Source organism: Acinetobacter sp. V116_7, assembly GCF_056735735.1.
The window spans coordinates 1-23616 of the sequence record NZ_JBWZIF010000004.1 but is presented as its reverse complement, the minus strand read 5'-3'; the positions used below and the strand labels follow the sequence as shown (position 1 = coordinate 23616).

Here is a 23616-nt window from a genome sequence, read left to right as displayed (position 1 = left end):
ACAAGTTCTTATCTGCATCACCGCCGATGGATGTGCATTATAGACCATTAATAACCTTTGACAACCCCTTTTTTAATATTAGTGCAACGAAAGTTCGCTTTTTAATCAAAAATGCTAAAAATAATCATTTTTTATATAAACATGGTTGTAAAAGCATCAATTTATCTAAAATTTTCTCGTCTTGATTCTTTTCCTGCCACCTAAGTGGGCGACAATCAATATATTCACAATACCCCCCCTCACCTTGTAGACATTGTTCATTCCAACTTAATTGGTATTGAAAGCTTCCTACATATCCAGCAGCTAATCCAAACTTGTAGTCACCACGGCTTTGTGCATAGAGTTCAAAAATAATTTTTCCATTTTTTTTACACTGCCAAGAAAATTCTCTGGGTAAATACATCTCTTTACCATTCGGTGTTCTAACTTTTGGATAAACGCGATGGATATGTAAATTTACATCTTCAGTAAAGCTCTCAACAGGCTTCCCAAATTCTTGAATATCTAATCTTGAACATAAGATGATATTCCACTGATTTCTTATTTGTGAAAATGCAAGCTGAGTCGTTTCATTTAAATTAATAATTTGGCATGTGTAGAAACATAAAGATAAGAATGGTAAATGCAGGGCTCTTGCGTGTTTAAATCGTCCCAACCCTTCAACTTGATACTTTTGCCCTTTATAAAAAACTTCACCTTCACATAAACATAGTGTTGACCAATAGTCCGAAACACCCCACTGCAATGCAGAATTATTAGAGATATTTTCTGAAATATGAATAGTAAGATTACAACCCATTTCTAGGTCTAATCTCTGAAGATGGATCTTTGGGATTTTCCACTCAATCAAGTCTGTTTTATCAAACTTGTATTGTTCTGAGTCAAACTGGCACTGCCGCCGAATAGAATAAGTTTTTAAATGTCCCACACTATGTTGGCTATTACTTACAAGCACAGTTGCAGTATCAATTGCCGAAGTCGTAATGGTGTGAGCGTTATAGCAAAGAGGAATGCGTGGCTGCCCAACTAGACTAATGTAATTAAAGTAACGCAGTGGAGCAGGAAGATTTGGAAGGATTAAGCCTTGATAAACTATTTTAAAAAAGCCGCGAGAAGGCTGATATACAACCCCCTCTTTAGCATTCAGGCCCAGCTGCTGTAATTGATTAATTTGACTTATCAACTTAGGCATACTGAACCTCTTCTATTTTATGTTTTTATTGTTTCGTTACTCTTGCGTGCAAATAGTGTCGTAACAAAACCAGAAAGAGCATAGAGAATTGAAACAGTCAAAATGCCCATTGGAATATTATAAGTGATTGCTGCAAAAATCAGTACTACTGGCAACATAACTACAAAGGGAACGCGTTTACGGTCCATTTGTTTGAAAGAGTAATATTTAATATTGGAAATCATGAGCAACCCCACAACAACCATAATCACAGCATTAATGGATTTAATCGCTATATCACGTAAATCAAAAATGAAAGGATAATCGCGAGCAACCCAAACAAGGGAAATAATGATAATGGCAGCGAGTGGACTTGCAATCCCAATAAAATAGCGCTTATCAACAACACCAATTTGTACATTGAAACGTGCTAAACGGAAAGCTGCACATGCTGTATAAACAAAACAACATGCTAACCCAATACGGCCTAAATCATGCAAACTCCAGCTATACATCAGCATTGCAGGAGCCACACCAAAAGCTAATAAATCAGAAAGGGAATCATATTGCTCACCAAAAGCACTTTGTGCACCAATCGCGCGAGCAACTCGACCATCTAGACCATCTAGAAGCGCTGCTATAAAAATGGCATAAATAGCTTGGGTAAAATCCCCATTCATACTTGCAATGATAGAATAGAAACCAGACAACAAAGCGGCTGTCGTAATTAAGTTAGGCCAAAGATAAATACCTCGGCGCTTCACTTTTTGTCCTTCCGGATTATCCTCTTCTTCAACCACTTCGAATGTAATCCCATCAAATGAATGTTCATTATGAGTTAAATCTTGCTCTGGTTTAGGCGCATTTGTCATTATTTTCTATTCCAAACATGTGCATTGATTTAAGTTAACTGTTACTCACCTACTAACCAGCGAACAGCAGCGTGACCACCAGTTTCTTGCATGCGTAGATGCGGGAATAACCACTGTAGAGCCTGGTCAGCTTGTTCAGAGAACTGCCAAGGTGGGTTAATCACTAATAGACCACAACCATTCAAACCTACAGGTGTGTCATCTGGCCATACACAAATTTCGCAGACTAACTGACGGCGAATTCCTGTTTTAAACATTTTCTTTTCAAAACGTTCAATCATCGCTCGGTCTTTAATTGGATACCAAACTGCAAAAACGCCTGTTGGCCATTTCTTATGAGCTTGTTGCAACAGTTCAACTAATTGCGGAAAATCTTTACGTTCTAATTCGTAAGGTGGGTCGATCATGACCAAACCACGTTTTTCTTTTGGCGGAATTACGCCGAGCAGACCTTCGTAGGCATCACGTTCATGTAAACCTGCACGTTTATCATAAATGTTGTGTCGCAATTGTTGAAAGACATCGCGTTGCATTTCAAAAATTGTTGCCTTATCAATTTCACGCATGCCTTGCAAAGCAAACCATGGTGAGCCCGGATAACTACCTTTGCCTTCTTCAGAGCGTAGCTGTTCTACCAACTTCAAATATTGCTGGATTGCTTCAGGTGCCTGACGCTTTTCCATTTCAGATATTTGAACTAGACGGTGAATGCCTGTAAGAAACTCTCCAGACTTCTGTGCAGGCGCCAGAGATAAATCATATTTTCCTGCACCTCCATGCGTATCGATATAACGATAAGGTTTATCTTTAGCATTTAAACGGTTGAGAAGCTGTAGCAAAAGCACATGCTTCATAACATCTGCAAAGTTGCCCGCATGGAAATGGTGACGGTAATTCATGTTGACTTTAATTCCTCAATTCAACAAATAGTTTAACATGAAAAAAATATTCTTTCGTAAGGTTGTGATCATCTAAAATAGAGCGGCTTGATATTTTTACGATCTACTCGAGGTTATATGCTCTCTCACCCGCTTCCAGACTCATGGGATCTAGATCAAATTCTAGATGATTTAAATACGCATGGCTTTGCGATTATTAATCAAGCCTATTCGGATCAATATCGCGCTCAAGTCGCTAATGAGTGTAGCCATCATATTGATGAATTTAGAGAAGCTGGCATTCAAAACGGTGTAATGAGTAATATCCGTAGCGATCATATTCTCTGGATTAATGATCAACTTCCTATTGCTCAGCAACATATTGAAACCTTAACTTCTTTTTCACAAAATCTAAATCAAGCATTCTATTTAGGAATTAAAGAAGTGGAAGCTCATTTCGCCCGTTATGGTTTGGGTGAGTTTTATGCTTTACACCGAGACAATCCTCAGCAAAAAAATGATCGTATTATCTCAACCGTTTATTATTTACATCCAGAATGGCAAGAAGATTGGGGTGGTCAATTACGACTGCAAGATAAAAATGAGAAGTGGCATATCGTTAATCCAGAGCCAAATCGACTTGTAATATTTCAAAGCAATTTATTACATGAAGTATTAACTTCAAAACAACAAAGACTCTCTATCACAGCTTGGCTTCGTAGCGGAAATTCGATTTGGGTTTAATGGTTACTCTTTAAATTTGGTAAATGAACCCGATATAAAAGCTATTGATTAAAGAAGGTAATGGCGTATGTCTATTGAAAGTAAAACAATTGTGAACCGAATTGGTGAAACAGACCAACTTTATTTGACTGAAAATACGCCTGAACTTGCTTTGGAGCGTGCCGAGTTACGCATGCAACTTGTCGTATTAAGTCGTGTTCGCCAAGAACAACTTCATTTCCTACAAGAAGCGATTGTTTTGCTTGAACAAGCTCGTATGGAATATGAAGAAATGCCTTTGAGCTTATATCTTAATTTGTCTCTACACTTGGCCAAAGCGTATATGCTTTATTTTGAACTTAATAAAGAAAAACGTTTTGCGTTGATTACTCAACAAATTTTGAAGCCATTAGCACATCATGAACATGCTGATATTTATTTCTTCTTGGCTTATGCGTCAGCCGCTCGACAAGAGTCGGCATTGACACGCCATTGGTTAACTAAATATTTATCAACGTCTACATGTGATCTTGAATTGCTTCATGGCCAACCTGTATTTGACCTTGTACGTCATGAGCCATGGTATAAAGATAAATTAAAAGTAAAGACACATTAAACAGATAATGTAATTAGGCCTGTTTTATATATTGAATATAAAACAGGCCTTTGTTTTATTCGTTTATTTTTTCACACTATCTTCATGTAGTTGTTCATTAAGTTCATCAATCACCACAATCCATTCATCATCTTTTTCCCAATGGCTCTTTAAAAAATCACTTTGACCTTTTGACCAAAAAGAGGCTTCATGTAATTTCTGCTCAGCAGGCAATTGATGTGTTTTGATAAAGTTTTCGATGCTTGCTTCATCTGAAGCTAAACCCAGCTGATCAAATAAAAGCTCTAAAGTAGGTTGCTGTTCAAACATTGTTATTCTCCTATAACTTGTTTTAAATCATCTATTAACTAATCTAACAATAAAACCTTTTTATATGCATGATAATGTTTATATTTTCTTGTTGTTTTTTGTGTTTTGTTTCAAATGATTAAATATAAAAAAGCACTCTAAAAAGAGTGCTTTTTTTAACTTATCAAAAAGATAAATTATTTCAACATGTCAGCAATTGCTGCACGTTCTTCTTCAAGCTCATTTAGAGTGAAGTTGATACGTTCACGGCTGAATTCATCAATTTCTAAACCTTGAACGATTTTGTATTCACCATTCTCAGTTGTTACAGGGAAACCAAACATAACGCCTTCTGGAATACCATAAGAACCGTCAGATGGAATACCCATAGTTACCCATTTGCCGTTTGTGCCAAGTGCCCAATCGCGCATATGGTCAATTGCAGCGTTAGCAGCAGAAGCAGCAGAAGACAAACCACGTGCTTCGATAATCGCAGCACCACGTTTACCAACAGTTGGAAGGAACACATCTTTGTTCCATGCCGCATCGTTGATTTTGTCTTTTAAGCTTTCGCCATTTGCAGTTGCAAAACGGTAGTCAGCATACATTGTTGGAGAGTGGTTGCCCCAAACTGTTAAGTGTTCGATATCAGCAACTGCAACACCAGCTTTTTGAGCAACTTGAGTCAACGCACGGTTGTGGTCAAGACGCAACATAGCAGTAAAGTTTTTCGCTGGAAGGTCTGGAGCAGAGTTCATAGCGATGTAAGCGTTAGTGTTTGCAGGGTTACCTACAACTAATACTTTAACGTCACGACTAGCAACTTCGTTTAATGCTTGACCTTGACCGATGAAAATTTCACCGTTAACTTTTAACAAGTCAGCACGTTCCATACCAGGACCACGTGGACGAGAACCTACCAATAAAGCGTAGTCAGCATCTTTAAATGCAACTTTCGGATCATCAGTCCCGATCATGCCAGCCAATAAAGGGAAAGCACAGTCATCAAGTTCCATCATTACGCCTTTAAGCGCTTGTTGAGCTTTTTCAACTGGAACTTCAAGCAATTGTAAAATAACAGGTTGATCTTTACCTAACATTTCACCGCTTGCGATACGGAATAATAAGCTGTAACCAATTTGACCTGCAGCGCCAGTCACGGCAACACGAACGGGTTGCTTCATGTAATTGTCTCCAATGAGTGTCCTTAATCGGGCTAAATAGGAATTCCATCTAACCAAATCATCATAAACGGCAAAGATTGTACTCTAAAGATGTGGCAGATGCATGTAAAAGCGACTCATTTTCACCAAAAGTCTGATAGAAAATACAAATTAATCTTTACAAATAGATTCAATGTATGGTCAGCATTTTTTCACGAAATGATAGTAACCTTTAGTAACTACCTTTAATCGTGATTTCACCAGGGCAATTCGATACCACATGATTTGCACATTGTTTATATTGGCCTTTTACCGTGTAACACACCTTCACTTCCGTTAAAACAACATCTGAACGTGATAACTGACAAGTCAAACGAATACCATTTTGCGGCAAGCTCGGATTAAGACGAGTAAATTGCTGTTTTAAGGCCGACTGTTGAATTTCAACATTTGTCGAACTGGTAAGACTAGCTGGAATTTTTAAACGTTCAGCAAAGTTAATGACTGTCCGGAAATATTGACTTGCATTCATAGGAACGCATCCCCCTACACTCTTCCAAAGCTGTACACGAGCATTGTTGTCAGGCATGACCCGAGCTACGACTTTGGCTTGCAATGGGGAAAGAGCTGCCGAACTTTCTGTTGAACAATCAGTCTGATTTGTTTCTGGCATAAGGCCTGTAATTGTCAGTGAATATCCTTCAAGACATTTACGTTGTTTTTGTTTAGAGGGATCTAACGCACATGCGGCAGGTGTCATTTGTACGTGCATAACATATCCCTGTAAATTAACAGGTTCGGCATGCAAAACGGAACTCATCAATCCTACCCCTGCACAGATAAGCCACCATGCAAGTTGCAAAATTGAACGAAGTTCCAAATATCTATATTTCATTTAATTAAAACTTGAATATGCCAATTAAAAGAAGATCCATCATCAACCACCTAAACTTAAGGCGATGTACGCATTGGAATGACTTTCATACGTTGTGATAATGATTGAGCCCCTTGCCCTAATATCACACCATAATGTGTTGCATTCGTCATAACATGCTTGACATAGTCTCTGGTTTCTAACAATGGAATTGTCTCTGTATATTGATCAGCCGAAATTGATTGAAAGTCCGGTTGCCAACGTCTTGCCCGATTAGGTCCAGCATTATAACCTGCCGTTGCCAAAACTGGATTATTGCTTAATTGTCCCTGAATCATCGACAAATAAAATGTACCATATCGAATATTGGTATTCATTTCATTTAATGCCGCTGGATTATAGGTTTCGCCCATTTGACGTGCAATCAACTTTGCCGTATCGGGCATAATTTGCATAAGTCCACCCGCTCCAACGTGAGAGCGTGCAGAGGTAACAAATCGGCTTTCTTGTCGCATTAAACCATAAGCCCACGCTGGATCAATTCCTGCATTGTAACTATGACTTACGACATTAGTCTTATGGGGGGTCACATAGCGATACGTATCATTATGTTTATTTGTTGTACGATCTGCTGCGTAAATCGCACGGTCATACCATCCCATATCATGAGCACGCTTTGCAGCAGCTAACAACACACCATCATCATGTTGAAGATAAGCTTGTCGAACGGCCCAGTTCCATTCTCGATTGGTATAAGTTGGATTTGCATTAATACGTCTTAAAGTAAAAGCACGATTAAAGTGAACATTCTGATCTAAACGTCTTAAATCACTTGCTGTTGGCTGGTCATCATAAGGTTGGTGATTATAACGTTCACCCAAACGATCTTTAGCTAACAGGTTGTGATAGTCATCGCCACTTTCAGCTAATTTCTTATAAATACGTTGCGCAGTATTTTTTGAATTACTGTCATTGCGCTGTTCTGTTGCACGAGCAAGCCAATATTGCCAGCGATCTTCTTGTTTTTGTGTCACGCTCATAGCATCAATAGCACGAATTAAACTTTCCCACGCACCAAATCGAATTGCCTGACGCGCATAAATTTCAGCCTCTTCAGGGCTTAGAGGGTAACCGTAACTTGCATCAAAATATTGAAGAACTTCACGATTGAAATTATTTTTCATGACCGTGGTGCCACCAATATAAGCGACCGTTCTATATAAATACTTTTGTATATTCTCTGGTGTACCTTGAGCGACACGTTGTACGTTCGAAAAAGCATTAGGTAAGTCATTATTAGCCAAACGACCTAATGCAAAAATCAAATAAGCATAGTCCGTATCATTTGTTTTAGGCGCACTCCACAAATAATTGAGTGGGTTAGCCTGAATTTGATTAAGCTGAGCCAAAGACAGATTCATACCTAAAGTCTGTGCCGTAGCAAGGGCCTGCCCTGTTAAACCAGAACGTAACTGCACCCAGAGGCGCTGTTGCTTATCTTGCTGACTCATTAATGGGCTAGATAACATCAAGCGTCCTAGACCCACACAAGATTCAGGTTGCGATTCGGTGGCTAACCATACATCTTTATATTCAGCAAAAACTAATGCATCACCGGTTTTGGCTCTCACCTGTGCCAATGCACAGTTTTCGGCTTGATCTGGATTGGTGACATAAGATAGTAAAGGTTGTGCAGATGCGAAGTCAGCTTGTTTAACTTTTTCTTCAACATAATCGGCTGCTAATTTCTCAGCCATTGCAGATTGAGGATAACGTTGAGCAAAACTTACAATCGAAGCTGAAGGTTGAAAGCCAAGATTGGTATTAAGTTTCCAATATTCTGGATAGTACCCCAATACATCATTTTGCATAGCAAGCTGATATTGGTCTAATAACGCGGTATTGCCACTATTTGCAGCATTTAATGCATCATTGAACTGCTCTTCGGCAGCATAGGTAAATGAACAACCAAGTAAACACATAGCTCCTAACCAGCTACGATGCATATATTTATTTTTCATTACACGACTATGGATTGATGAGCTCTTTCTACTTGGTCTCATAAATGTGTTAAACCCTGACTATTCACCTTCAAAGCATAGTTTAATTAGTCTTCGTGCTTTCTTTTGTTGTGTTATGTAACTCTATGATTCAACATCATTAAAATTCACATAATTTACTTCAAAAAAACGGTGTCACGTTCTAAAGGTTTACTGTTATCGGTTCGGTCCAAATACTGCTATAATGAATGGTTTGACCCATTTTGGGCAAATTTATTCTTTTTTAGATCGATCTGTTAGGAGCCTGCATGACGGTTCAAACCTTCATTCCCAATGGTGCCAAAGCTGCCTCAGAAAACACTGTTACCCAGCCAACGCACACCACTGATGTTTCAATAAAAAAACTTTATATTGAAACTCAAGGGTGTCAGATGAATGAGTATGACAGTCACCGTATGGCAGACCTTTTAGGGGACTCTCACGGTTACATTTTAACGAGTAACCCTAATGAAGCAGACATCCTGCTCATGAATACGTGTTCTATCCGTGAAAAAGCACAGGAAAAAGTATTTAGTGAATTAGGGCGCTGGCGCAAACTAAAAGACAAAAATCCAGATCTTGTGATTGGTGTCGGTGGATGTGTTGCCTCTCAAGAAGGCGACAATATTCAAAAACGTGCACCTTATGTTGACATGATTTTTGGCCCTCAAACATTACACCGTTTACCACAAATGCTTGATCAACATAATGCTCAAGTAGAAAAACCTAAAAAAGACAAAATCAAACTCGTTGATATTTCTTTCCCAGATATTGAAAAGTTCGACTTTTTACCAGAACCACGCGTAGAAGGCTTTAAAGCATTTGTTTCTATTATGGAAGGCTGTTCTAAATACTGCTCTTTCTGTGTAGTTCCATATACACGCGGTGAAGAAGTTTCTCGACCTTTAGATGATGTACTTGCAGAAATTGCAGGCCTTGCTGAAAAAGGTGTCCGTGAAATTTCACTTCTTGGTCAAAATGTAAATGGTTACCGTGGTGAAACCTTCGAAGGTGGCATCTGTACCTTCCCTGAATTGTTACGACTCGTTGCAGAAATTCCGGGTATTGGACGCTTACGTTATACAACATCGCACCCACTTGAGTTCTCTGATGAGCTAATTCAGTGTTATGAAGATTTACCTCAAATGGTGTCACATTTACACTTGCCCGTTCAAAGTGGTTCGAATGATGTTTTACAGGCAATGAAGCGAAATCACACGATTGATGTTTATATCGATAAAATTGCGAAGCTACGTAAAATTCGTCCAGACATGCATTTATCAAGCGATTTTATTATTGGCTTCCCTGGCGAAACTGATGAAAATTTTGCAGAAACATTGCAATTTATCAAAGACTTAGATTTCGATCACTCGTATAGTTTTGTTTATTCGAAACGCCCAGGTACACCAGCATCGGACTTGCCAGACACCACACCTGAGCAAGTTAAAAAAGAGCGTTTAGCTCAAGTTCAGAAAGTCATTAAGCAGTCTAGTATTGAAAAAACAGATGCCATGTTAGGTAAAATTGAACGTGTACTTATTGAAAAAGTATCTGATCAAGACCCTAATATTTTAATTGGTACTGCTGACAATACACGTCTAGTCACTTTCGTTGGTGATGCAACTTGGGTTGGCCGTTTTGCAGAGATCGAGATTACTGAAATTAAAACTTTAAATTTTGTTTACGGTGAGCTCTTGAATCTTGAACCTGACGTGGCGTAATGTAGAGGTATTCTAAAGTCTACTGAAAGGTTTTCTCTTGACTGCAGCGATTCGACGTACCGTAACATTTCCTGAAATTTCAATGGAACGTTTAAAGAGCATTCTAGGTGCCTATAATGGGCACCTGAAGCAAATTGAACAGCGTTTAGATGTCAAAATTACTCATCGTGGAGATGTTTTTCACATAGATGGTGAAATAGATGCTGTTGGGAGAGCCGAAGCATTATTGCAACGACTCTACGAAGAGTCTGAGGTATCCCAGCAAATCAGTGCTGATCTATTACACCTCCTCATTCAATCATCACAAACTGAACGTAATTTCGAGTTGGTTGGTGACGAAATGGATGAACACGATGCGCCGCTTGATGTCTATTTCCAGACCCGAAAAGGCCGCATTAATCCACGTGGTGCCAATCAAAAACGTTATGTACAACGTATTTTACAAAGCGACATTTCTTTCGGTGTAGGCCCTGCTGGTACAGGTAAAACCTATTTAGCAGTTGCTGCCGCCGTAGACATGCTAGAACGTAACGAAATCCAGCGGATTTTACTTGTACGTCCTGCTGTAGAAGCTGGAGAAAAGCTTGGTTTCTTACCTGGTGATTTAACCCAGAAAATTGACCCCTATTTACGTCCTCTTTATGATGCACTTTACGAAATGCTTGGCTTTGAAAAAGTTGCCAAGTTAATTGAGCGTCAAGTCATTGAGGTTGCGCCTCTTGCATATATGCGTGGTCGTACACTTAACCATTCATTTGTCATTTTGGATGAAGCTCAGAACACAACACCAGAACAAATGAAAATGTTCTTGACCCGTTTAGGTTTTGGCTCTCGTGCAGTGATTACAGGTGACATTACCCAAGTAGATTTACCTCGAGGTCAACAATCTGGTTTGGCACACGCACTTCGCGTACTCGAAAATATTACAGAAATTCATATTACCCGTTTCCATTCCCGTGACGTTGTACGTCACCAACTGGTTCAAAAAATCGTTGAAGCGTATGAAGGATGGGATGGTGAACAACAGCGTCTTAATGCTGAAGCACGTGCTGAGCGCAAAGCACGTCAAGAAGCATTAGTTGCTGAAAACGATACAGCAGCAGACTTGCAACATCAGGATGCTTAAGGATTTATTTTGAAAATCAGTTTAAGTTTACAACAAGACTTTCAATCACCTGAGTTAGAGCTCAAACGAGCTCAACTCAAAAAAATTATTGAGACAACTTTACGCCACGTTGGCTATAAAGAAGATTGCGAAATTGGCGTTGCTTGTGTCGATTTAGCAGAAAGCCAACAACTTAATCTGCAATATAGAGAGAAAGATAAACCAACTAATGTTTTATCATTTCCAAGTGATATTCCTGAAGAAGTTTTACCAATGCTAGATGCCTTACCTTTAGGCGATTTAGTTATTTGTATTCCAGTGGTATTACAAGAAGCATTAGAACAGAAAAAAACTGCCCAAAACCATTTTGCACATCTATTAGTACATGGTGTTTTACATTTGCTTGGTTATGACCATGAAACCAGTGATGAAGATGCAGAGGAAATGGAAGGGATTGAAGTCGAAATTCTAGCAAAGCTGAATATCGAAAATCCTTACCAAGAACAGATCTAATCATTCTTAATTAGATAAAAACCTAGTCTATATTCAAATAGCCTTTTGTCTAATTAATTATAATCAATGTGGATAAGCTAAAACTTATCCACATTTTTTATTAATGTACTTCAAATTCTGCTTGAGCCGGATCGAAACGCCACGTACGTACAATACGTAATTCAGAAATATCTTTCATATTGGCATCGAAATGCCCAAATGGTGCACCGCGACGTACTGAAGACTTAGCTGCTTCATCTAATATTGAGTGTCCTGAGCTTTCAAGTAATCGAATTGCACGAATTCCGCCTTGGGCATTCAAAATCACCATTAAACGGACTTCGCCTCTTAGCTGTTGTTGTTTGGCTTCTTCTGGATAATAGCGATTACCATACAACTCTACTTTTTCACGGAACTTATCTAAATAAGCAGCCGAAGCATCTTTCTTCGCTTGAATTCCATCTACTGTTTTGATTTTTTGTTGCCGACTGAAATCTTGTCTACGTTGTAAATATTGTGCTTCAAGACTCGCAACCATCGCAGCTTTTGCCTGAAATTGACTTTGTAATTGTTCTAGTTCTTTTTTCCTTTGACTCGCATCAGCTTGTTTTTGCCAACTCAAAACAGTCATTAAGACTTTTTCTTCAAATTTAAGCTCTCTTTGTTGCTGAACCTTTTGCAAACTTTCTAACTCTGCATTTCCTGTTGAAGCATCATTAGGCATCGGATTTGGAGTATCACTAGAGGTACGATGGGCTTCACGAAATGTGCCCGAACCCTGCTGGTCCGCTTGTGCCAAAAAGTCTGCCTGCTGAACTGGCTCATTGCTTGATCGAATTGAAATTGCAATTTCTTTAGTAGATTGCTCTGACGGGCTAGGCATGGCAAAGTGGATGAGCAACACAAAAACATGCAGTAAGATTGCCAATATGGTTGCAGCAATAAAGACTCTGTCTTGCCACCAATGGTAAAAAGGCTCTATGGATAGACTTCTTTTGTTCAACATAATCTTAAAAGCATATAAATGCCTTATCCCCACGGTTTAATACCGAATAAAATATAAACTGATATTCAAATCTGGATAAAAGTGTGATTCACTTCAAATATAGAATTTTATCCATTTTCATTTTGTCAAAATGTATCAATTAAATTTGTTACACTGCAATATCAAAACTCGTTTTTTATCATAATAAAGATTGTGTTGGTTCTTAAGTAAATTATCTTCTGGAAGTTCTTTTATGCAAACGCTATTTTCCTCATTAGTCAGACGCCTTAAAAAGGTCTACCAAAAAGCAGAAGCATTCATTGAAGAAGAAAGAGATTTTACGTTATCACAAACCTTTCTGAATGCAACTTTACAACGTTATGTTACCAATAATGTTGAATTTCTAGATGACCTCCATGCGGATCTTTATCATGACTGGTTAAGGTTATATGCAACCATGCATGTAAAAGGCCTAGAGACGACACTATCTGTTGATTTAAAGCTGATTCAGATGGAATTTAATCAAGAACAACAGCTTTTAGTTTTTGAACAAATTAGCAATACACAAATTATTGAAGCTAAATATAAAAACATTTGGCAGAAGATTGCCGTAAAAGCCGCGGTTTTTTACTACCATAAAATTTTGAAAAAAGATCCTTTAGGAATGATTCTGGAACGTTTTAATGTAGCAGAGGAACGTGATGAACTGATATTTCTTGACCTCAATCGCTGGTTTGGTAAAAAAGCCAGTATTATCGAGACATTAAGTAAAGTGCATGTAAATTACGCACGAGTTCGTGAGGCTGAGTTAGTCGTATTTGGAAATGTGAATTTAGCTGCGTTACTTTACCGTGATCAGGACGATGATTTTGAAGATGAATTAGAAGATTCTGAAATCACACCAATCCAGCAAAAAGATGCATAGCGCTGTGATGAATAAAAATGAATTAACTGCCAAAAAACACAAATAGATTACACATTTAGCATAAATCCTGATTTTTTCTCCATGATCAACAGGCATAATATGTTTAAGTTATAGATGCATCAGCACTGACTTTTCAGTCTGTACAAGGATATTTACTTATGGCAACAAAATTTCTGAAATCGTTTGGCATCGCAACAGGTATTTCAACAACTTTGCTTTTTGCAGGTTTCTCAAGCCATGCACTTGCCATGAGCCCATTTCAGGCAAATTATCAGTTCACTTATAATAATAAAGGTATGGGTTCGGCTACACGTACCTTAAGCCAGCAAGGTAATAATTGGACTTATAATTTCACAGCAAAAGCAGGTGGAATTGCTTCTGCAAGTGAAACAAGTAAATTTAGTTTTGCTAATGGTAAAATTGGATCTCAAAGTTTTAGCCGTACTAGCAAAATTTTGATTCATAACAACACTATGAATATTAACTTTAATCCAAACAGCAAAACTATTTCTACCAAGAAAGATGATAAAGCTCGTTCATTTGCTTGGCAGGCTGGTGTACTTGATGAGTTAAATGCAGAATTACAAGTGCGTGAAGATTTAAAAAATGGTTCACTTAAAACTTCATACCCTCTTGCCGATGCAAAAGAAGTTGAAAATCGTCGTTTTGTAAAACAAGGCAATGAGAAAATTAAAACTTCTTATGGCACATTTGATACCGTAAAAGTTGTTTTAGAACATGGTAAACCAGACCGTAATACTATTTTCTGGTTAGCACCTAAATTGGACTACTTACCAGTTAAAGTCAGCCATGTTGATGGTAAAACTTCTTATGGCCTGTTATTAACAAGTTATACAGGTAAAACGAATTAAAGCTTGCATTTTTTCGGATGCTTTTTAAAATACGCATTTGCTTTAAAAGCATCCGTCTAGAGGATTCTCCCGTGCACGCACTAGAACAGAAAATCTTAACAGAAGGTATCGTTCTATCTGATCAAGTCTTGAAAGTCGATGCTTTCTTAAACCACCAAATTGATCCTGTATTAATGCAGCAGATTGGTAAAGAATTTGCCGCTCGCTTTAAAGATGCAGGGATTACCAAGATTATTACCATTGAAGCATCAGGTATTGCACCTGCAATCATGGCAGGTTTGGAACTTGGTGTACCTGTAATTTTCGCTCGTAAATATCAGTCATTGACGTTAAAAGATGACTTATATCGCTCTAAAGTATTTAGTTTTACTAAACAAACTGAAAGCACGATTGCGATTTCAAACAAACACCTTCATTCAACTGATAAAGCATTAGTTATTGATGACTTCTTGGCGAATGGCCAAGCAGCATTAGGACTAATTGATTTAATTCACCAAGCAAATGCAGAAGTTGTGGGGGTTGGTATTGTGATTGAAAAATCATTCCAACCGGGCCGTGATTTATTGCTTGAAAAAGGCTACCGAGTTGAGTCATTAGCACGTGTTCTTTCTCTTACAGATGGTAAAGTTACTTTTGTAAAAGAATAAATTGTGCAAATAAAAAAGAGCGGATATCCGCTCTTTTTTTTGACTATTTAAAGAGAAACTACAAGCTTTTTAACGATTTCACCCAAACGCTTACCTTGAGCTTCACACAAAATCTTTTCATCCTGACTTAAGCTCTGGTCATGGCGGGGTCCGCTTACATGACTTGCCCCATAAGGTGTTCCACCTGTTTTAGTGTTAGATAAAGCTGGAATTGCATTTGGTAATCCCAGGATCATCATCCCGTGATGAAATAATGGCGGCAACATCGTGAGTAAAGTACTCTCCTGCCCACCATGCATTGATCCAGAAGAAGTAAAAACACAAGCAGGTTTATTATGTAATGCCCCATTGAGCCAAAGACTCGTCGTTTGATCCCAAAAATATTTCATTTCACTTGCCATATTGCCGAAGCGAGTTGGGGAACCTAACGCCAGACCCGCACAATTCGCTAGATCATCTAACGTACAGTAGATATCGCCTTCTGCCGGAATACTTGGTTCAGCTACCGTGACGACCGGAGCAATATTTGGCACTGTCCGAATTTTCACTGACATACCCGCAGACTCAACACCATTGGCAATTAAATGTGCCATTTCTTTAGTAGAACCATATTTACTGTAATAGAGTACAAGAATGTAAGGTTGCATCGGTTTCATAAATTTTGTTAAAAAGAACACTATACGGTATTTTTTATTTTTTTGGCGAAACCAATTTTATGAAATTCTAGAGGTGATTGATTGTTTAGCTTTAAAGACAACACGAGCAAATTTCTCAAATTCGTTGAGTAAAAGGTTCACCAACTTTTGATGGATCCTATAATCACACAACAGAAAGCCAACTTTTCTGAAAAGATTATGGCTACAATTTTTTCTATAGCGCATAGTAAACTTACAGAACGACTTTAATTCTATAAGTTATTATTTTGCTTTAATCTACGATTTGAGTTGTTCAGCTCATACTTTGATAAGCTATTAATCGCCCAACATGATGATTAAAAAAATCGGGATAGACAACGCATGTTACAACGTTTTTTAAGTAAGCTTCCTTTTTATAATAAAACCTGGTTTCAGTTCGTTTTATATGTATTTAAACGTTTTGAAGCTGATCGGTGCCGTGAACAAGCTGGTTCTCTCACCTATACAACACTATTCGCAGTTGTACCGATGTTAACGGTTTTTTTAGTTATTATCTCTTCAATTAAAGCGTTAGAACCTGCAAGACAACAGCTCCAACATTTAATCTATAGTAATTTTTTACCCAAGAGCACTATTGCATTTGATAAAGCTCTAAATGCTTTCACAGAGAAATCGAGCAACCTGACCGTTATTGGTGTGCTATTTTTATTCGTCACTACCGTTTTAATGCTGACCTCAATTGAAACCGTCTTTAATCGCATTTGGCGCGTAAAAGAAACTCGTAGTGGCATTATGGGGTTCATGCGTTACTGGACCATCATCTCTTTGGGCCCAATTATCTTAGGAAGTGCATTTGTCATTTCCTCGACTGTCGCTTCCATGAATATTCTCAGCAATAATTTTGCAGGATATCAACTTGATGGATCATTCATACTCTGGTTGATTTCTTTTTTATTGACCATTGTTGGCTTTTTTATTTTGTATTGGACTATTCCGAACCGAACAGTTCCAGTTTATGCAGCTGGTATAGCGGCCTGCTTAAGTGCTGTACTTTTTGAAATTCTCAAAAACCTATTCAGCTTCGTCATGTCAAATTTCACCAGCTATGAACTGATCTACGGCGCATTTGCAGCAGTACCCATTTTCCTATTATGGATCTTTCTTTCATGGAATATTATTTTACTGGGCGTAGAAGTTAGTTTTGCTTTAACTGCTTTTCACTCAGGTAAAGAGCAAAAACGACATCCTGTTCTAATGTTATTAGATATTCTTGAGCTGTTTTATAAAAAGCAAAAGCTGGGTGAAAGTGTAAGTGATAAAGAAGCTTTAGAAATTTTAGGCCGTGGAGAAATTGGTCGCTGGCCTGCTTATGTACTTTTACTAGAAGAACAAAATTTGGTTAAACGCACCGATAAAGATGAATATGTTCTAGCACGTAATTTATCCCAAGTTGATTTCTGGAGTTTTTTCACAGCCCTTCCTTATCCATTGCCTTTACGTCAAGATGTCCAAAATGTACATGATGACGATGAATGGATGGAAAAAATTGGACCAGCGCTTATTGAATCTAATGATTATTTGGCTGCAAAACTTTCTATTCCCCTTTCAACAGTTTTTGAAGAGAAATAGAAAAATAAGATGATTTCTTAATATAAATGTCTTCCACTTCTAGACAATAAAAAACCCTATTATTGGAAAATAATAGGGTTAAAAATTAGAAAATTTAAGAGTGGATTATGCTTTTACAAAAGTTTTCCATACAAAATCTTGCGTTGCACCTTTTAATGTCATTTTTAACTGATCACCCGAGTGTAAAGGCCCAACACCAGCAGGTGAACCTGTCATAATTACATCACCCGGTTCTAGTGAAAAGACCTGATTAATATCAGCTAATAGATCGCCAATAGTAAACATTAACAGTGCAGTATTGCCATCTTGACGCAATTCATCATTAATATGGAAAGTGAATTTAGTTTCTTGCCAATCGGTAATTTCGCTCAAATCTACCCAGTCAGCCAATACACAAGCACCATCAAAAGCTTTTGCACGTTCCCATGGATGACCTTTACTTTTCAGATCATTCTGTAAATCACGCATTGTTAAATCGAGACCTAATGTCACCGCACCAATCGCTTTTAATGCTTTTGCAGGATCTGTTTCACCTTTTAAAGGTTGGTCAATGCGTAAAACTAATTCACACTCAAAATGACAGCTGCCCCAAGCTGGATTCCAGGAAATACCGTCATTTAAACCAATCAAACTACTAGGTGGTTTAATAAATAATATAGGCTTGTCAGGCATAGCATTATTTAATTCTTTGACATGATCAGCATAGCTTCTGCCTACGCAAACGATTTTTGAAGGACGTGTATTCATGAGGCTTCCTTTGTTGTTGCGGCTAATAATTCCAATAATTTATTTCTTAAATGTATTTTCAAATATCGTTTGATCTGAAACCTGTGCAAATGCTCGTTTTGGCACAATAATTACAGTTTTGTTTTTTAACTCAAGCATGTATGTCAACTTACCTTTAGCAAAGGTTTGCACATCCGCATATTGCACTACTTGCTTACGTTCACTGGAATAAAGCTCAAAATAATCTTGATAAAGGTCGATTCCCTGCTCACTCTTTCCGAACTGGTAACGAACAAATTGACGTTTAAATAACATCGGTAAAAGCCAATAACGCATCAGCCCTTGCATTACCAGAAAAAACAAACCTAATCCGACATAATATCGGCCAACCCCAGAGAAACCTAAATAAAGTCCCCAAATAATAATTGCAATGCTAATCGCAGGTGTTAGAAAACGGGTAAATTGTTTTTTCCCAAATGTTACTAACGAAAATCCATCTTGTGATTCTTCTAAATTCAAATAGTAACGTAAAGATAAAGCTGTTTTTTGCTCAGTCATTGCAATGCATCAATACTCAATAAATCGAAACTATTAGAGCATATTCATTTCAGCTTTAAAATGAATCAAAGGCTATTTTTTGTTTTGTTTAAAAGAAGCAGTTATAGTTCAGTTGCAAAATATTTTTCGTTGCATATATGGAACGTAGATTCATATTTTTTGAGCTTATTTCACTTTTTAAAATTTCTACAATAAGAGCATCACCTTCTTAGTGGAATGTCTCATGTCTTTTTTTGCAAAATTATTTGGCTTAAAACAAAAAGCAACAGTCTCAAAAGATGTGGTTACGCACACCACTCAAGAGACGAATCTTTCAAATGAACCAAGCTTTTTAGAATTAATTAAAAAACGTCGTTCAATTTATTCAATAGGAAAGAACTTAAAACAGTCCCCAACTGAAATTGAAAAATTAATTCAAGAGGCTGTAAAACATAGCCCATCTGCATTTAACTCTCAGTCTTCTCGCGTTGTGATTTTATTTGATCAGTCCCACCAAAATTTCTGGAATATTGTTTTAGATGTATTAAAAACGATTATTCCAGCAGAAGCCCTAGCTGGAACTGAACAGAAAATTCAAAGTTTTGCGGCAGGTACAGGTACAGTTTTATTTTTTGAAGACCAACATGTGATTAAAGGTCTACAAGAGCAATTTGAAGCATATGCAGATAATTTTCCAATATGGTCTGAGCACTCAACAGCAATTGCACAATTTGCAGTATGGAACGTACTGGCTGAACAAGGTATTGGAGCTTCTTTGCAACACTACAATCCAATCATTGATGAGAAAATTAATGCTGCTTTTAATGTTCCTGCTCATTGGAAATTAAGAGCTCAATTAGTATTTGGTTCAATCGAAGGCGAAGCCGGAGAAAAAGCTTTTATTGAAGATGAAAATCGTTTTAAAACATTTGGCTAATTTTTCTAATTTTTAATTCTTTTCAAAGCTGGTTACCACGAGCACTGGCTTTTAATAGAAATGACAAAAAATAGGCACAAAAAAACCGCTATATATAGCGGTTAATTCTTCAAGTGGTGCGCTCAGAGAGATTCGAACTCCCGACCCCTTAGTTCGTAGCCAAGTGCTCTATCCAGCTGAGCTATGAGCGCGTACTTGATGTTGCGCATTATACGCATTTTTTAAGGCTTAGGAAGCCTTTTTTCATCTTTCTGTCATCAACCGTCTAGTTCTTAGCCACACCCCTCTTTTACCTAAAATAGTAGCTAAAATTATTGAAGACTTTCTTACCTAAGATGTATTTGAAATATTTTTTTTCAAATAAGTTTTATAGGCTTTTTGACGTATTTCGCCACATATCTAAAAGCTAAAGTCGACCATTTCACTCAACATTATAGAAATAATATATTTCTAGCTAAGCCCTAACATTATAGACCCAAGTAAAATTTATCTAATATACTGCTTCAAATAAGTGGAAATATAAGAAAAAATATAATTAATTAAAAAAATATTATATAAAAACCATTATTATTTTTACGTCTAAATTAAATGAATTATTATTTCTTTAAATATTATTTAATATTAAAAAATGTGACTAAAAATACACATTGACAGCTTTTGATATCTAACCAATACTAAATTCCAATTATTGAGATATACATCTCATTAATTATGTAGCGCAATAAATAATACTTACTTAAAAATACATAATTATATAGGAAATAGACCAACATGTTTTTACTAAAAAATCTCGTATCTTCGATCTCAAAAGTTACTCAAGACTTGGGTAATGTTGTATCGGTAAATACCACTGTAAACACGGGTTCTTCTGTTGATGCACATGTTTCAACATCAGGCTTACTTTCAAATGTTATTTCTACAGTAACTAATACGGTTACGCATACTGCAACAGGCTTAGTTTCTGATGTGGTTGGCACTGTAACTGGTACTGTCGGTTCTACAAATCCATTAGAAACAGTAACCAATGTTGTGGGTGGTGTAACTGGTGGTTTGATTGGAGGCGTATCTGGCGGCAATCCCCTTGAAGTAGTCACTGGTGTTATTGGTGGCATAACAGGTGGTGTGACTGGCGGAACATCACCAATTTCCCCTGTCATTGATGTCGTTCAAGGCGGTATCGATATTCTTCAGGGTGTCGAAAGTCTAAAAACTGAAATTATCAACACTGGCATTGAAACTGTTGCTGGAACAATCATTGGAGTACTCCCACAAACTGAACATCCTGTTTCTGAAATTGCAGACCTTGGCACCTTAACTTTTGAAACTTCTCGCGACACGGTAAACGGTGCTCTTGAAGTTGTTTCTGATTTAGTAGGTGGAGATATCTCAGGCGCAACTGCGTCAGCAACTGGAATTATTGAAACACTTATCAACAATGGTACAACTGCTACAGGTATTGTCACTGGTGTAGTTGGAAGTGTTACCGATGTAGTGGGCGGTGTAACTGGTGGCGTTGGTGGTAACCCTCTTGAAGTCGTAACCGACATCATCGGCGGTGTAACAGGCGGCGTTGGTGGTAACCCTCTTGAAGTCGTAACCGACATCATCGGTGGCGTAACGGGCGGAATCGGTGGCGGCACATCTCCAATCTCTCCAGTAATCGACGTAGTTCAAGGCGGTATCGATATTCTTCAAGGCGTTGAAAGCCTAAAAACTGAAATTATTAATACAGGTATCGACACTGTTGCCGACACAATCATTGGCATTCTTCCACAAACTGAACATCCTGTTTCTGAAATTGCAGACCTCGGCACATTAACTTTCGAAACTTCTCGTGACACGGTAAACGGCGCACTTGAAGTTGTTTCTGATTTAGTTGGCGGAGATATCCAAGGTGCAACTGAATCAGCAACTGGTATTCTGGGTACACTTATCAATAACGGTACAACTGCTGCTGGTATTATCACTGGTGTTGTAGGAAGTGTTACCGATGTAGTTGGTGGCGTCACAGGCGGTGTCGGTGGTAATCCTCTTGAAGTTGTGACTGACATCATCGGCGGCGTAACTGGTGGTGTTGGCGGTAATCCTCTTGAAGTTGTAACTGACATCATCGGTGGTGTCACAGGCGGCGTTGGTGGTAACCCTCTTGAAGTCGTAACTGACATCATCGGCGGCGTAACAGGCGGTATCGGTGGCGGCACATCTCCAATCTCCCCAGTGATCGACGTGGTTCAAGGTGGTATCGATATTCTTCAAGGCGTTGAAAGCCTAAAAACTGAAATTATCAACACTGGTATTGATACCGTAGCGGATACAATTATCGGTATTCTTCCACAAGTAGAACATCCTGTTTCTGAAATTGCTGACCTCGGCACACTAACTTTCGAAACTTCTCGTGACACGGTAAATGGTGCTCTTGAAGTTGTATCTGACTTAGTCGGTGGTGATATTCAAGGTGCAACTGAATCAGCGACTGGTATTATCGGTACACTTATTACTAATGGCTCTACTGCAACTGGTTTATTAACAGAAATCCTTGGCGGTGTAACAGGCACTATTGGTGGAGTTACTGGTGGTGATAGCCCTCTTGGTGTAGTAACTGATCTTCTTGGAGGTTTAACTGGTAGTGTTAGCGGCGATAGTCCACTCGGTGTAGTGACTGACCTTCTAGGCGGTTTAACTGGTGGCGTTACTGGTGGCACAGAAAACCCTATTGGTATCGTAACGGATATCGTAGGTAGCTTAACTGGTGGGGTGACTGGTCAAGGTGGCTTAGATGTCATTTCTAATTTACTTGGTGGGTTAACAAGTGGCAGCTTACTCGGTGGAGTAACTTCTACAGTATCTAGCGTAACAAATACGACGCATACTATCGTACCTCAGTCATTACTTACTGATAACTTCTTAGATAATTCTTTCCATACTGTTTAATATCATTAAAAGAAAGCCACTTTTATAAGTGGCTTTCTGATTTAATATAGTTTCAAATATTAATTTAATACTAATCAATCTCTTGCCACCTATAATACTTTTTATGTGCTAATTCCAACATTGCATAATCATTAGGAGTATCACCATAAGCATATATGGTCGGGTATTGGCTTAAATCATATTTATTTTTTATTCTATTTACTTTTTCCAAATAACCACAATCACCATCAATAAAATGGCCTGTTAAAATACCATTATGTGTTTCAAGTTGGTTGCATATAACATCTAAACCTAAAGAATGACACCAACTTTCTAAATAAACGCCTAATGATGCTGATACAACAACAATTTGATCACCTTGTTGTTTATGCCAGAGAATACGCTCCAAAGCATTTTCACGAACACATGTAGGAAGTACCTTTTTAGCAAACTCTTGCCCCATATCTTTTAGGGAATTCGCGTCATAACCCATATATCCTACTTGGCAGAGCTTAGTTCGAATGGTTTTATCCGTTACCCAACCAAGTTTATAGCCAGCTATATACGGTGCAAGCCGAATACCACCGACGAGTTGTGTTTTTCTGTCTAAAGAAAATTTAAGAAACAAGCTGAATGTGTCGTTATGAGTGATGGTGCCATCAAAATCAAATAAAGCTAGGTTCATTTATGATTATCTCTAATATAATTAAAAAGTTATAAATTTAGATTTATTAAAATTACTAAAAAATAAGCACAAAAAAACCGCTATAAAAGCGGTTAATTCTTCAAGTTGGTGCGCTCAGAGAGATTCGAACTCCCGACCCCTTAGTTCGTAGCCAAGTGCTCTATCCAGCTGAGCTATGAGCGCGTA

At 38.0% G+C, this 23616-nt stretch carries 22 protein-coding genes, 2 tRNA genes and 1 pseudogene; 11 read left to right on the top strand and 14 right to left on the bottom strand.

The window, feature by feature from the left end:
• Positions 1-114: 114 nt before the first annotated feature.
• The 3 genes and pseudogenes from AC1PJP_RS00640 to AC1PJP_RS00630 all read right to left on the bottom strand — a co-directional run bounded on the left by AC1PJP_RS00640 (position 115) and on the right by AC1PJP_RS00630 (position 2942).
• Positions 115-1192: pseudogene (locus AC1PJP_RS00640) on the bottom strand (DUF6670 family protein).
• A 17-nt stretch (positions 1193-1209) separates the two neighbouring features.
• Positions 1210-2043, bottom strand: coding sequence for a CDP-diacylglycerol--serine O-phosphatidyltransferase (gene pssA, locus AC1PJP_RS00635; protein WP_004789558.1), 834 nt, complete (start codon positions 2041-2043; stop codon positions 1210-1212).
• A gap of 41 nt (positions 2044-2084) precedes the next feature.
• Positions 2085-2942, bottom strand: a complete 858-nt coding sequence (locus tag AC1PJP_RS00630) for a 23S rRNA (adenine(2030)-N(6))-methyltransferase RlmJ (RefSeq protein ID WP_004789560.1) — start codon at positions 2940-2942, stop codon at positions 2085-2087.
• Between the two features lie 117 nt (positions 2943-3059).
• On the opposite strand from AC1PJP_RS00630, the gene AC1PJP_RS00625 reads away from it, so the two are divergent.
• Together AC1PJP_RS00625 and AC1PJP_RS00620 are read left to right on the top strand one after the other, a co-directional pair.
• The gene (locus AC1PJP_RS00625; RefSeq protein WP_004789561.1) at positions 3060-3665 is read left to right on the top strand and encodes a 2OG-Fe(II) oxygenase; all 606 of its coding nucleotides are present in this window, start codon (positions 3060-3062) and stop codon (positions 3663-3665) included.
• Positions 3666-3732: 67 nt separating this feature from the next.
• Positions 3733-4260 carry a hypothetical protein gene (locus AC1PJP_RS00620; RefSeq protein WP_002119538.1) on the top strand — a complete coding sequence of 176 codons (528 nt, stop codon included), beginning with the start codon at positions 3733-3735 and terminating at the stop codon, positions 4258-4260.
• Between the two features lie 63 nt (positions 4261-4323).
• Here the strand turns inward: AC1PJP_RS00620 and AC1PJP_RS00615 are convergent, their stop codons facing one another.
• From AC1PJP_RS00615 to AC1PJP_RS00600, 4 genes are all read right to left on the bottom strand, one after another.
• Complete coding sequence (locus tag AC1PJP_RS00615; RefSeq protein ID WP_013196798.1) at positions 4324-4569, bottom strand: DUF2789 family protein; 246 nt, start codon at positions 4567-4569, stop codon at positions 4324-4326.
• Positions 4570-4745: 176 nt separating this feature from the next.
• Positions 4746-5732: a malate dehydrogenase gene (locus AC1PJP_RS00610; RefSeq protein WP_003653591.1), complete on the bottom strand. Its 987-nt coding sequence runs from the start codon at positions 5730-5732 to the stop codon at positions 4746-4748.
• Between the two features lie 211 nt (positions 5733-5943).
• Positions 5944-6606: a ribonuclease T2 family protein gene (locus tag AC1PJP_RS00605; RefSeq protein WP_004789563.1), complete on the bottom strand. Its 663-nt coding sequence runs from the start codon at positions 6604-6606 to the stop codon at positions 5944-5946.
• A 56-nt stretch (positions 6607-6662) separates the two neighbouring features.
• Positions 6663-8606, bottom strand: coding sequence for a lytic transglycosylase domain-containing protein (locus AC1PJP_RS00600; RefSeq protein ID WP_107882056.1), 1944 nt, complete (start codon positions 8604-8606; stop codon positions 6663-6665).
• Positions 8607-8893: 287 nt separating this feature from the next.
• Between AC1PJP_RS00600 and miaB the strand changes: the two genes are divergently transcribed.
• From miaB to ybeY, 3 genes are read left to right on the top strand one after another with little or no spacing between them, the layout of a single operon-like run.
• Positions 8894-10345 (top strand): tRNA (N6-isopentenyl adenosine(37)-C2)-methylthiotransferase MiaB, encoded by a 1452-nt coding sequence (gene miaB, locus AC1PJP_RS00595; RefSeq protein ID WP_005301343.1) that lies wholly within the window; start codon positions 8894-8896, stop codon positions 10343-10345.
• Positions 10346-10382: 37 nt separating this feature from the next.
• Complete coding sequence (locus tag AC1PJP_RS00590) at positions 10383-11471, top strand: PhoH family protein (protein WP_004789570.1); 1089 nt, start codon at positions 10383-10385, stop codon at positions 11469-11471.
• Positions 11472-11480: 9 nt separating this feature from the next.
• Positions 11481-11963: an rRNA maturation RNase YbeY gene (gene ybeY, locus AC1PJP_RS00585; protein ID WP_004789571.1), complete on the top strand. Its 483-nt coding sequence runs from the start codon at positions 11481-11483 to the stop codon at positions 11961-11963.
• Positions 11964-12063: 100 nt separating this feature from the next.
• On the opposite strand, the gene AC1PJP_RS00580 is transcribed toward ybeY, so the two are convergent.
• The gene (locus tag AC1PJP_RS00580) at positions 12064-12948 is read right to left on the bottom strand and encodes an energy transducer TonB (protein ID WP_005301340.1); all 885 of its coding nucleotides are present in this window, start codon (positions 12946-12948) and stop codon (positions 12064-12066) included.
• A 232-nt stretch (positions 12949-13180) separates the two neighbouring features.
• Between AC1PJP_RS00580 and AC1PJP_RS00575 the strand changes: the two genes are divergently transcribed.
• From AC1PJP_RS00575 to AC1PJP_RS00565, 3 genes are all read left to right on the top strand, one after another.
• Entirely contained in the window at positions 13181-13852 is a 672-nt protein-coding gene (locus AC1PJP_RS00575) for a hypothetical protein (protein ID WP_013196794.1), read from the top strand.
• Between the two features lie 158 nt (positions 13853-14010).
• Positions 14011-14724: a DUF3108 domain-containing protein gene (locus tag AC1PJP_RS00570; RefSeq protein WP_004789577.1), complete on the top strand. Its 714-nt coding sequence runs from the start codon at positions 14011-14013 to the stop codon at positions 14722-14724.
• 71 nt (positions 14725-14795) lie between these two features.
• A complete protein-coding gene (locus AC1PJP_RS00565; RefSeq protein ID WP_004789579.1) occupies positions 14796-15371 on the top strand; it encodes a xanthine phosphoribosyltransferase in 576 nt (191 codons plus the stop codon).
• Between the two features lie 47 nt (positions 15372-15418).
• Here AC1PJP_RS00565 and wrbA read toward each other — a convergent pair whose 3' ends face one another.
• Positions 15419-16027, bottom strand: a complete 609-nt coding sequence (wrbA, locus tag AC1PJP_RS00560; RefSeq protein ID WP_479766358.1) for an NAD(P)H:quinone oxidoreductase — start codon at positions 16025-16027, stop codon at positions 15419-15421.
• Between the two features lie 360 nt (positions 16028-16387).
• Here wrbA and AC1PJP_RS00555 point away from each other — a divergent pair, with 360 nt between their 5' ends.
• On the top strand, positions 16388-17635 hold the full coding sequence (locus AC1PJP_RS00555) for a YihY family inner membrane protein (protein WP_016140126.1): 1248 nt from the start codon (positions 16388-16390) through the stop codon (positions 17633-17635).
• A 105-nt stretch (positions 17636-17740) separates the two neighbouring features.
• Here AC1PJP_RS00555 and AC1PJP_RS00550 read toward each other — a convergent pair whose 3' ends face one another.
• Positions 17741-18382: a fumarylacetoacetate hydrolase family protein gene (locus tag AC1PJP_RS00550; RefSeq protein WP_111854999.1), complete on the bottom strand. Its 642-nt coding sequence runs from the start codon at positions 18380-18382 to the stop codon at positions 17741-17743.
• Positions 18383-18421: 39 nt separating this feature from the next.
• Positions 18422-18919 (bottom strand): YcxB family protein, encoded by a 498-nt coding sequence (locus tag AC1PJP_RS00545; RefSeq protein WP_005301331.1) that lies wholly within the window; start codon positions 18917-18919, stop codon positions 18422-18424.
• Positions 18920-19142: 223 nt separating this feature from the next.
• Here AC1PJP_RS00545 and AC1PJP_RS00540 point away from each other — a divergent pair, with 223 nt between their 5' ends.
• Positions 19143-19835, top strand: coding sequence for a nitroreductase family protein (locus tag AC1PJP_RS00540; protein WP_479766357.1), 693 nt, complete (start codon positions 19143-19145; stop codon positions 19833-19835).
• Between the two features lie 114 nt (positions 19836-19949).
• Here the strand turns inward: AC1PJP_RS00540 and AC1PJP_RS00535 are convergent.
• Positions 19950-20026, bottom strand: a tRNA-Arg gene (locus tag AC1PJP_RS00535).
• 580 nt (positions 20027-20606) lie between these two features.
• Between AC1PJP_RS00535 and AC1PJP_RS00530 the strand changes: the two genes are divergently transcribed.
• Positions 20607-22766 (top strand): hypothetical protein, encoded by a 2160-nt coding sequence (locus AC1PJP_RS00530; RefSeq protein WP_479766356.1) that lies wholly within the window; start codon positions 20607-20609, stop codon positions 22764-22766.
• 70 nt (positions 22767-22836) lie between these two features.
• On the opposite strand, the gene AC1PJP_RS00525 is transcribed toward AC1PJP_RS00530, so the two are convergent.
• Both AC1PJP_RS00525 and AC1PJP_RS00520 read right to left on the bottom strand, forming a co-directional pair.
• Complete coding sequence (locus tag AC1PJP_RS00525; RefSeq protein WP_479766355.1) at positions 22837-23430, bottom strand: HAD-IB family hydrolase; 594 nt, start codon at positions 23428-23430, stop codon at positions 22837-22839.
• Positions 23431-23536: 106 nt separating this feature from the next.
• Positions 23537-23613, bottom strand: a tRNA-Arg gene (locus AC1PJP_RS00520).
• Positions 23614-23616: the final 3 nt, after the last annotated feature.

Coding starts and splice junctions, on each gene's coding strand:
- pssA (WP_004789558.1), bottom strand. CDS start 2,043: ATGACAAATGCGCCTAAACCAGAGCAAGATTTAACTCATAATGAACAT.
- AC1PJP_RS00630 (WP_004789560.1), bottom strand. CDS start 2,942: ATGAATTACCGTCACCATTTCCATGCGGGCAACTTTGCAGATGTTATG.
- AC1PJP_RS00625 (WP_004789561.1), top strand. CDS start 3,060: ATGCTCTCTCACCCGCTTCCAGACTCATGGGATCTAGATCAAATTCTA.
- AC1PJP_RS00620 (WP_002119538.1), top strand. CDS start 3,733: ATGTCTATTGAAAGTAAAACAATTGTGAACCGAATTGGTGAAACAGAC.
- AC1PJP_RS00615 (WP_013196798.1), bottom strand. CDS start 4,569: ATGTTTGAACAGCAACCTACTTTAGAGCTTTTATTTGATCAGCTGGGT.
- AC1PJP_RS00610 (WP_003653591.1), bottom strand. CDS start 5,732: ATGAAGCAACCCGTTCGTGTTGCCGTGACTGGCGCTGCAGGTCAAATT.
- AC1PJP_RS00605 (WP_004789563.1), bottom strand. CDS start 6,606: ATGAAATATAGATATTTGGAACTTCGTTCAATTTTGCAACTTGCATGG.
- AC1PJP_RS00600 (WP_107882056.1), bottom strand. CDS start 8,606: ATGAAAAATAAATATATGCATCGTAGCTGGTTAGGAGCTATGTGTTTA.
- miaB (WP_005301343.1), top strand. CDS start 8,894: ATGACGGTTCAAACCTTCATTCCCAATGGTGCCAAAGCTGCCTCAGAA.
- AC1PJP_RS00580 (WP_005301340.1), bottom strand. CDS start 12,948: ATGTTGAACAAAAGAAGTCTATCCATAGAGCCTTTTTACCATTGGTGG.
- AC1PJP_RS00575 (WP_013196794.1), top strand. CDS start 13,181: ATGCAAACGCTATTTTCCTCATTAGTCAGACGCCTTAAAAAGGTCTAC.
- AC1PJP_RS00570 (WP_004789577.1), top strand. CDS start 14,011: ATGGCAACAAAATTTCTGAAATCGTTTGGCATCGCAACAGGTATTTCA.
- wrbA (WP_479766358.1), bottom strand. CDS start 16,027: ATGAAACCGATGCAACCTTACATTCTTGTACTCTATTACAGTAAATAT.
- AC1PJP_RS00555 (WP_016140126.1), top strand. CDS start 16,388: ATGTTACAACGTTTTTTAAGTAAGCTTCCTTTTTATAATAAAACCTGG.
- AC1PJP_RS00550 (WP_111854999.1), bottom strand. CDS start 18,382: ATGAATACACGTCCTTCAAAAATCGTTTGCGTAGGCAGAAGCTATGCT.
- AC1PJP_RS00545 (WP_005301331.1), bottom strand. CDS start 18,919: ATGACTGAGCAAAAAACAGCTTTATCTTTACGTTACTATTTGAATTTA.
- AC1PJP_RS00540 (WP_479766357.1), top strand. CDS start 19,143: ATGTCTTTTTTTGCAAAATTATTTGGCTTAAAACAAAAAGCAACAGTC.
- AC1PJP_RS00530 (WP_479766356.1), top strand. CDS start 20,607: ATGTTTTTACTAAAAAATCTCGTATCTTCGATCTCAAAAGTTACTCAA.
- AC1PJP_RS00525 (WP_479766355.1), bottom strand. CDS start 23,430: ATGAACCTAGCTTTATTTGATTTTGATGGCACCATCACTCATAACGAC.